This is a genomic window from Nocardia wallacei (assembly GCF_029869545.1).
Classification (GTDB): Bacteria; Actinomycetota; Actinomycetes; order Mycobacteriales; family Mycobacteriaceae; genus Nocardia; species Nocardia wallacei_A.
Genome location: NZ_JARWQD010000080.1, coordinates 1 through 8381, shown reverse-complemented (window position 1 = coordinate 8381; position 8381 = coordinate 1). Strand labels below are relative to the sequence as shown.

Sequence of the window (8381 nt, the reverse complement as noted above, 5' to 3'; positions counted from 1 at the left end):
GTGACGAGGCGTTCCACGGCCGGACCATGGGCGCGCTGGCGCTGACCGGGCAGGCGTCGAAGCGGGCGCCGTTCGAGCCGATGCCGCCGGGCGTCGTCCACATTCCGTACGGGGATTCCTCGGCGCTGGCGTCGGGGGGGGGCCCGGGGGCCCCCCCCGGGGTGGTGTGTAACAACAGAGGGGGGGGGGCGGGGGGCGGGCTCGGGGGGGGGGGGCGGGCCCCCCCCCCGCCGGCCCCCCCCTTTCTCGCCCCCCCCCCCCCCGGGGGGGTCCCCCGGCCCCCCCCCCCACGCCAGCGCCGAGGAATCCCCGTACGGAATGTGGACGACGCCCGGCGGCATCGGCTCGAACGGCGCCCGCTTCGACGCCTGCCCGGTCAGCGCCAGCGCGCCCATGGTCCGGCCGTGGAACGCCTCGTCACAGGCGATGATCTTGCGCCGCCCGGTCAGCCGCGCGATCTTGAACGCCGCCTCGTTGGCCTCGGTGCCGGAATTGCAGAAGAAGGCCTTGCCGGAACCGTTGCCGAAGTGCGCCAGCAGACGCTCGGCCAGCTCGACGACCGGTTCGCTCGCATAGAGGTTCGACACGTGCCCGAGGGTGCCCAGCTGTCCGCAGACCGCCTCCAGGATCGCCGGATGCGCGTGGCCGAGGCTGTTGACCGCGATACCGCCGAGGAAATCCAGGTAGCGCTTGCCGTCGGCGTCGTAGACCACCGCGCCCGCGCCGCGCTCCAGCGCCACCTTCGGGGTGCCGTAGTTGTTCATCAGCGCGGACGACCACCGCCGCTGTAAGTCCTGTGTACTCATGGGCTCTCCTCCGGCGGGGTCACCATCGTTCCGATGCCTTCCCCGGTGAACATTTCGAGCAGTACCGAATGCGGCACCCGGCCGTCGATCACGTGGGCGGTCGGCACGCCGCCCCGCACGGCCCGCAGGCATGCCTCCATCTTCGGCACCATGCCCGCGTCCAGGGCGGGCAGCAGCGCCGTCAGCGCCTCGGTATCGATGTGGGTGGTCAGCGACGAGCGGTCGGGCCAATTCGTATACAGCCCTTCGACATCGGTGAGCACCACCAGCTTCTCCGCGCCGATGCCCTCGGCGAGCGCCGCGGCGGCGGTGTCGGCATTGATGTTGTGCACCACGCCGTCGGCGTCGGGCGCGATGGTCGACACCACCGGAATGCGGCCCGCCCGAATGAGATCCAGCACCGCGTCCGGATCGACCGATGTGACGTCGCCGACCAGGCCGATATCGGTGGCCACGCCCTCGACGGCGACGGTGCGGCGCGTCGCGGTGAACAACCGCGCGTCCTCCCCGGAGATCCCGACCGCGTACGGGCCGTGCACGTTGATCAGCCCGACCAGCTCGCGGCCGACCTGACCGAACAGCACCATGCGCACCACCTCCATCACCTCGGGGGTGGTGACGCGGAATCCGCCGCGGAATTCGCCCTGCAGGCCCAGCTTCTGGAGCATGGCGCTGATCTGCGGGCCGCCGCCGTGCACCACCACCGGGTGCACGCCCACGGTGCGCAGGAACGCCATATCGGCGGCGAATGCCTCCTTGAGGTTGTCGTCGATCATGGCGTTGCCGCCGTACTTCACGACCACGATCTTGTCGCGGAACTTCTGCAGCCAGGGCAGCGCGCCCGCCAGCACGTGCGCCTTGTCCAGGGCGGATAGATTCGTGGCCGAGATCATGAGCTGTACGCCGAATTCTCTTCCACGTACCCGTGCGACAGATCGGTGGTGCGGATGGTCGCGGTGCCCTCGCCCAGCCCGAGTTCGATCAGCACGTGGATATCGGCGCCGGACAGGTCGACCGCGCGGGCACCGGGTGCGCCCGTCCCGTCGACGCACACCGGATTCCCGTTGAACGACACCGAAATACGGTCCGGCTCCAGGGTTATCGGCGCCATGCCCACGGCCGCCAGCACCCGGCCCCAGTTGGGATCGGATCCGAACAACGCCGTCTTCACCAGCGAGTCGCGGGCGACGGTGCGGGCGCCGATCAGCGCCTCGTCCTCGGTCACCGCTCCGGCGACGGTGACCAGCACGCGCTTGGTGACACCCTCCGCATCGGCCATCAGCTGCTCGGCCAGGTCGTCGCACACCGCCAGCACGGCGGCGTCGAGCTCCTCCTGCGAGGGTGCGACCGCGCTGGCGCCGTTGGCCAGCAGCAGCACGGTGTCGTTGGTGGAGCAGGAGCCGTCCACGTCGAGCCGGTCGAAGGTGCGCGCGGTCGCGGCGCGCAACGCCCGGTCCAGCTGCTCCGGGGTGGCGACGACATCGGTGGTGAGCACCACCAGCATGGTCGCCAGCGACGGCGCCAGCATGCCCGCACCCTTGGCCATCCCGCCGACGTTCCACTTGTCGCTGTGGTGGTACGCGGCCTGTTTGGGCACGGTGTCGGTGGTCATGATGGCGTAGGCGGCATCGGTGCCGCCGCCCAGTCCCCCGCCCATCTCGTGCACGATCTCGGTGACCGCGGGCAGCAGCTTGTCCATCGGGAGCCGGTCGCCGATCAAACCGGTGGAGCAGACCGCGATCTCACCGGCGCCGGTCTCGGTTCCCCAGTTGCTCAACGCCTTTGCCAGTTCCTCGGCGGTGGCGTGGGTGTCCTGGAACCCGCCCGGACCGGTGCAGGCGTTGGCGCCGCCGGAGTTCAGGATCACCGCGCGCAGGTGGCCGCTGGTCAGCACCTGCTGCGACCACAGCACCGGCGCCGCCTTCACCTTGTTGCGGGTGAAGACGCCCGCCGCCGAATACTCCGGCCCCTCGCTGAAAACCAGTGCCAGGTCCGGGTTTCCGCTCGCCTTGATGCCCGCCGCGATACCGGCGGCGCGGAAGCCGAGCGGTGCGGTCACGCCCTGGGTGCGCACGAGCTTGGTCACGGTGCCACTCCTACGGTGGAAAGCCCGGCGGTCTCGTCGAGTCCGAGTGCCAGGTTCATCGATTGCACCGCGGCGCCCGCGGTGCCCTTGGTCAGATTGTCGATCGCGCCGATCACCACCAGCAGTCCGGCGTCGGCGTCGACGGCCACCTGCAGGGTGACCGCGTTCGAGCCGAGCACCGAACCCGTCTGCGGCAGTGTGCCTTCCGGCAGCAGATGCACGAAAGGCTCGTCGGCATATGCCTTCTCGTAGACCGCGCGGGCCTGCGCGGCGTCGACGCGGACGGGCGCGGTGCAGGTGGCGAGGATGCCCCGGGGCATCGGCGCGAGCACGGGGGTGAACGACACCGTCACCTCGGTGCCACCGGCCGCGGTCAGGTTCTGCACCATTTCGGGCGTGTGCCGGTGCGCTCCGGCGATGTTGTAGGCGCGGGCCGAGCCCATCACCTCCGAACCCAGCAGGCCCACATCGAGTTTGCGGCCCGCCCCCGAGGTCCCGGTCACGGCGACGACATGCACGGCCGGTTCGACGATGCCCGCCGCCACCGCGGGGGCCATCGCCAGGCTCGCCACCGTCGGATAGCAGCCGGGCACCGCGATCCGGGTGGCGCCGCGCAGCCGGTCCCGGCCGCCCGGCAGCTCCGGCAGCCCGTACGGCCAGCTGCCCGCATGCGGGGATTTGTAGTACTTCTCCCACGCCCGCGCGTCGGTGAGCCGGAAGTCGGCACCGCAGTCGATGATCACCGTGGAGTCGGGCAGCGCCTGCGCGATCGCCGCGGACTGTCCGTGCGGCAGGCCCAGGAACACCACGTCGTGCCCGGCCAGCACCTCCGGCGTGGTGTCGGCGAGCACCCGGTCGGCCAGCGGCAGCAACTGCGGCTGCAGCTGCCCGAGCGGCGTTCCGGCATTCGATCCCGCGGTCAGCGCCCCGATCTGCAGGCGCCCCGATCGGTAATCCGGATGCCCCAGCAGCAGACGCAGCACTTCACCGCCCGCGTATCCGCTCGCACCAGCCACCGCGACCCGCAGCACGGGCCCACTCGAGGTATCCGCCATGTGATGATTATGCACGATCGTGCAAGCCCATTCACAGGTGGGGTGCGAGGGCATGGAAGGCAGTGCGTGACACAGGCCGACGAACCAGCACCGGGAACACCGGCGGCACCCAGGTCTGGTTACCGACCAGTAATAGCCGGTTCCACGGGAAACACGTTGTACTACAGCATGTTTCAGCATCACCCGTGAGAGCCATAGGTATGGGCAACAGAATCGCACCCTATGGAAACACCCGAAAAGCGCGATGCCGGAGCGTGGATCGGACGATCTACGATATTGATATGCGCGCTTAATAACTCTACGCTCGGACCTGCAGCGGCCGAACCTCGGACAGGCAGGACCCCATGACCACCATCACCACCACCCCCGGCATCCTGACACTGATCATCACCCTCCACGTCCAGCCCCGGAACTGCGACGCGCTCCTCGACGAAATCGAACGTGCCACAAGCGATTTCATCGCACTCCAGCCCGGGTTCCGCTCCGCCAACCTGCACCGCACACCCGATTCGACCCGGATCGTCAACTACGGCCAGTGGGAGAGCCGGGAGTCGTACGCCCGGGCGCGATCCCGGCCGGAGTTCGAGTCGTTCTCCGCCCGGGTGAACGAACTCGCCGACCGGGTCGACCCGGTGGTGTGCGAGGTGGTGTTCACTCGGGAACGATCCGCGCCGTCCGGTTCGTGACCGGTGCGGGCGTCCGCCGAGTGCACAACCGCGTCCCATGCCCTAGAGTCGCGCCCGGCGTCGCCGAACCGGGGCGTCGACGATCACGCGGGAGGGGATCTCATGGTCGAGCAAGCAGCGGGAAACGGAGCGGGCGCCGATCCCGGTGGGACGTTCCGCAATCCCTTGAACCCGGGCCCCGACCCGTTCCTCACCTATTACGAGGGCAACTATTACCTGTCCACCAGTCAGGGCGATGTGCTGCGGATATGGAAGGCGCCGTCGCTCGGCGCCCTGGCCGCCGCCGAGCCCGTCACGGTGTGGCAGGACGGCGACGCCTCGCGCAATCAGCAGATGTGGGCGCCGTCGTTCCACCTGATCGGCGGGCACTGGTACTTCTACTACACCGCCAGCGACGGCACCGACGAAACCCATCGGCTCTACGTCCTGAAATCCGCGGGCACGGATCCGCTCGGCCCCTACGAGTTCGCCGCCCAGCTCGGCGCGCCGGACACGTGGGCCATCGACCCGGAGCTGCTCCGGCTCGGCGACCGCCTGTATCTGCTGTGGAGCGGGCCGAGCAACCTGCTGCAGATCGCGCCGATGAGCGATCCGGTCACGGTCTCCGGGCCCGCCGTCGAGCTGCCGTCGGCGGGCGGGTGCGACGACATCCGCGAGGCGCCGGCGGTGATCCAGCGCAACGGAACCATCTACCTGGTGTACTCCACCTGCGATACGGGCACGCCCGACTACCAGCTGTGGATGCATTCGCTCCCGCCGGGCGCCGATCCGCTGCTCCCCGGGAGCTGGATTCAGCACCCCGCCGCGCTGTTCACCCGCAATGACGAGGCCGGTGTCTTCGGCCCCGGCGCCAACGGGTTCTTCACCAGTCCCGACGGTGCCGAGGACTGGATCATCTACCACGGCAAGGACACCGCCGAATACACCTACGACCGCCGCACCACCCGCGCCCAGAAATTCACCTGGAACCCCGACGGCACACCGAATTTCGGCGCTCCGGTCGCCCTGGGCACCGATCTCGCGCTGCCGTCCGGCGATCCGGGCGGCACCACCCGCGCACCGGACGCCGCCGCCCGCCAGCGGGTGTGACGGCCCGACAGGCGCTGTCCGGCACCGGGATTCAGCGCCAGTCGGCCGCACCGTCGAAGTGGACGTCGAAGCGGTCGTGCAGATCGTCCATGCTGTCCCAGCCCGCCTCGCCGCGGGCGATGCGACCGAGCTGGCGGAAGTACTCGAACCGCGCGATGCCCGGCGTGAGCACCGCGAAGAACTCCGCGGGCCCGTCGGCGGCGGCACCGAAGGCGTGCACGACGCCGGGCGGGATCACCACCAGGCCGCCCTTGTCGACGCTGTGCCGCTCGCCGTCCACCAGGAATTCCATTGTCCCGTCGAGGATGTAGAAGAACTCCGTGGATCCGGTGTGGTGATGCGGGCGCGTGCCGTCGGCCCCGGCGGGCAGCAGCAGCCGATTCGCCCCGAACAACCCGTCGGTGCGCTCGCTGTCCTCCAGCAGCCAGAAGGCGCCGCCGCCGGGCAGTGACACCGCCTCGACATCGCGTTCCTGGACGATCACAGGCTTCGTCATGGGCTCATCTCCCGGCTCGGTCCGACATGGTTCGGTGGTGGACCGCATCCCGACCCACCGTGCGGCACAACCGGACCACGGTCCGAATTGTTCCCGGGAGATGCCGAAACGTAACGCGGGCAGTGGTAGCGGCGATCCGGGCGTTGCGATTCACTGCACGACGGGAAGCGTCAGCGCGATCCTCGAACCGCCACCCACGTCGCTCGGCGTGCATGTCCGCACGTGCCCGCCGACCGACGGCACGGCCCTCAGCTGACGATCGCGAACAGCACCGCCGACACCGCGAAGCTCACCACCGACAGGATGGTCTCGAGCACGGTCCAGGTCTGCAGCGTCTGCTTGACGGTCAGGTTGAAGAATTTCGCGATGATCCAGAAGCCGCCGTCGTTCACGTGGCTGAGGATGATCGACCCCGCCGCGATCGCCATGGCGATGAGCGCGATCGCCATCTGCGAGTACCCCTGCCCGGCCACCAGCGGCGCGACGATGCCGCCGGTGGTGACGATCGCGACCGTCGCCGACCCCTGCGCGATGCGCAGCCCGCAGCTGATCAGGTAGGCCAGCACGATGACCGGCAGCCCCGCCTCGGACATGGTGTGCGCCAAGGCGTTACCGATTCCGGTCGCCGAGATCACCTTGCCGAAGAACGCGCCCGCGCCGACGACCAGCAGCAGCATGCCGACCGGGCGCAGTGACTCCGCGGTGATCTCGCCGAGTTCCTGCACGGTCGATCCGCGCCGCACACCCAGCAGGTAGAACGCCACCAGCACCGCGATCAGCAGCGCCACCGCGGGCGTGCCGAGGAAGGTCAGCACCTGCAGCGGTTTCGATCCGGCGGCGAGCAGCTGACTGCCGAAGGTCGCCCCCAGGATCAGCACCAGCGGGATCGCGATGATGAGCCCGATGAGGCCGACCGACGGCGGCGTGTCCAGCCTCCGTTCCGATTCCGGGGCGGCGGTCGCGCCCGGGCCGTCGCTCACGCGGGCGGGCCGCACCAGGAACTCGTCGGGCACCTCCACCTGCACCCGCTTGCCGATATAGGAGCCCCAGACCAGGCCCGCGGCGACGAAACCCGGTAGACCGCACACCAATCCCATGAGGATCAGCCAGCCCAGGCTCACGCCGAGCAGCCCGCCCAGCGCCACCGGACCCGGATGCGGCGGCAGGAACGCGTGTGTCATCGACAGACCGGCGACCATCGGCATCGCGTACAGCACCAGCGATTTGCCGCCGCGCTTGGCGGCGACGTAGATCAGCGGCGCCAGCACGAAGATGCCGATATCGAAGAACACCGGGATGCCGAAGATCAGGCCCACGACACCCATGGCGACCGGAGCGCCCTTGGGCCCGAACAGTTTCAGCAGCCGCGCGGTGAGAACGTCCGCGCCACCGGACCGTTCGAGGATCGCGCCGAGCACCGTGCCGAGGCCGATGATGACCGCGATATGCCCGAGGATGCTGCCGAAACCCGTTTCCAGTAGGGAGTCACCGGATTTCAGCGCGGTGCCGACGATCTGGCTCACCGGGAGTCCGGCCGCCAGTGCCAGCGCCAGTCCGGTCAGCAGCAGCGCGACGAACGGCTCCAGCTTGAACCGGATGATCGCGAGCAGCAGCACGGCGATCGCGAGACCGCACAGCACCAGCAGGCCGGGTGTACTGGTCCGAAGCCAGTCGACGGCGGCGCTCATGTCTTACCTCACTTCATGGATCTTACGAAAATCGCGGCGCGCGTGGCTATTTCGGACCATCGGCCCGCCGCGACGTCGGAGGGGTCGACGACATCGGTCCCGGCCGTGACGGCGGCGGCACCGTGCGCGAGGAAGTCCGCGGCGTTGCCCGCGTTCACCCCGCCGGAGGGGATCAGCGCGACGTCGGGGAACGGCCCCCTCAGATCCTTCAGGTATCCCGGGCCGAGGGCGCGGGCGGGGAAGATCTTCACCGCCGCCGCGCCGAGGTCGAGGGCCTGCATGACCTCGGTCGGCGTGAAAGCGCCCATCACGACCGGGATGTCGTGGCGGGGCGCGGGGGGGGGGGGCCCGCTGCCCGTGGGGGGGGTAAACCCCCCCCCCCCCGCGGGGTTGGTGGGGCGGGCCGGGGGTCCCGGCCCCGGGGCCCCGCAGGCCGGGGGTGACCAGGAACCGGGCGCCGCTGCCGATTGCCTGC

At 69.8% G+C, this 8381-nt stretch carries 9 protein-coding genes; 2 read left to right on the top strand and 7 right to left on the bottom strand.

What is annotated here, in order from left to right; translation table 11 throughout:
- The 4 genes from QH290_RS05130 to argC form a co-directional block, all read right to left on the bottom strand.
- A partial coding sequence (locus QH290_RS05130) for an aminotransferase class III-fold pyridoxal phosphate-dependent enzyme (protein ID WP_280382108.1) occupies positions 1 to 806 on the bottom strand: 806 nt, incomplete at its 3' end.
- The gene (gene argB, locus QH290_RS05125) at positions 803 to 1699 is read right to left on the bottom strand and encodes an acetylglutamate kinase (RefSeq protein WP_280267062.1); all 897 of its coding nucleotides are present in this window, start codon (positions 1697 to 1699) and stop codon (positions 803 to 805) included. The genes QH290_RS05130 and argB, both read right to left, overlap by 4 nt.
- Positions 1696 to 2892, bottom strand: a complete 1197-nt coding sequence (argJ, locus tag QH290_RS05120; protein ID WP_280382107.1) for a bifunctional glutamate N-acetyltransferase/amino-acid acetyltransferase ArgJ — start codon at positions 2890 to 2892, stop codon at positions 1696 to 1698. The genes argB and argJ overlap by 4 nt, the downstream gene beginning before the upstream one ends.
- Positions 2889 to 3947: an N-acetyl-gamma-glutamyl-phosphate reductase gene (argC, locus tag QH290_RS05115; RefSeq protein WP_280267064.1), complete on the bottom strand. Its 1059-nt coding sequence runs from the start codon at positions 3945 to 3947 to the stop codon at positions 2889 to 2891. The genes argJ and argC overlap by 4 nt, the downstream gene beginning before the upstream one ends.
- Before the next feature lie 344 nt (positions 3948 to 4291).
- Here argC and QH290_RS05110 point away from each other — a divergent pair, with 344 nt between their 5' ends.
- Both QH290_RS05110 and QH290_RS05105 read left to right on the top strand, forming a co-directional pair.
- Entirely contained in the window at positions 4292 to 4633 is a 342-nt protein-coding gene (locus tag QH290_RS05110; protein WP_280382106.1) for an antibiotic biosynthesis monooxygenase family protein, read from the top strand.
- 102 nt (positions 4634 to 4735) lie between these two features.
- Positions 4736 to 5722 carry a glycoside hydrolase family 43 protein gene (locus QH290_RS05105; protein ID WP_280382105.1) on the top strand — a complete coding sequence of 329 codons (987 nt, stop codon included), beginning with the start codon at positions 4736 to 4738 and terminating at the stop codon, positions 5720 to 5722.
- Between the two features lie 31 nt (positions 5723 to 5753).
- Here the strand turns inward: QH290_RS05105 and QH290_RS05100 are convergent, their stop codons facing one another.
- The 3 genes from QH290_RS05100 to QH290_RS38020 all read right to left on the bottom strand — a co-directional run bounded on the left by QH290_RS05100 (position 5754) and on the right by QH290_RS38020 (position 8214).
- Positions 5754 to 6218 (bottom strand): cupin domain-containing protein, encoded by a 465-nt coding sequence (locus QH290_RS05100; RefSeq protein ID WP_280267067.1) that lies wholly within the window; start codon positions 6216 to 6218, stop codon positions 5754 to 5756.
- Positions 6219 to 6466: 248 nt separating this feature from the next.
- On the bottom strand, positions 6467 to 7906 hold the full coding sequence (locus tag QH290_RS05095; protein ID WP_280267068.1) for a GntP family permease: 1440 nt from the start codon (positions 7904 to 7906) through the stop codon (positions 6467 to 6469).
- 8 nt (positions 7907 to 7914) lie between these two features.
- A complete protein-coding gene (locus tag QH290_RS38020) occupies positions 7915 to 8214 on the bottom strand; it encodes a bifunctional 4-hydroxy-2-oxoglutarate aldolase/2-dehydro-3-deoxy-phosphogluconate aldolase (protein ID WP_425303553.1) in 300 nt (99 codons plus the stop codon).
- Positions 8215 to 8381: the final 167 nt, after the last annotated feature.

Excerpts from the sequence above, each read along its gene's own strand:
- QH290_RS05105 (WP_280382105.1), top strand. The coding sequence starts at position 4,736 with ATGGTCGAGCAAGCAGCGGGAAACGGAGCGGGCGCCGATCCCGGTGGG.
- QH290_RS05095 (WP_280267068.1), bottom strand. The coding sequence starts at position 7,906 with ATGAGCGCCGCCGTCGACTGGCTTCGGACCAGTACACCCGGCCTGCTG.
- argC (WP_280267064.1), bottom strand. The coding sequence starts at position 3,947 with ATGGCGGATACCTCGAGTGGGCCCGTGCTGCGGGTCGCGGTGGCTGGT.
- QH290_RS05110 (WP_280382106.1), top strand. The coding sequence starts at position 4,292 with ATGACCACCATCACCACCACCCCCGGCATCCTGACACTGATCATCACC.
- argB (WP_280267062.1), bottom strand. The coding sequence starts at position 1,699 with ATGATCTCGGCCACGAATCTATCCGCCCTGGACAAGGCGCACGTGCTG.
- QH290_RS38020 (WP_425303553.1), bottom strand. The coding sequence starts at position 8,214 with ATGGGCGCTTTCACGCCGACCGAGGTCATGCAGGCCCTCGACCTCGGC.
- QH290_RS05100 (WP_280267067.1), bottom strand. The coding sequence starts at position 6,218 with ATGACGAAGCCTGTGATCGTCCAGGAACGCGATGTCGAGGCGGTGTCA.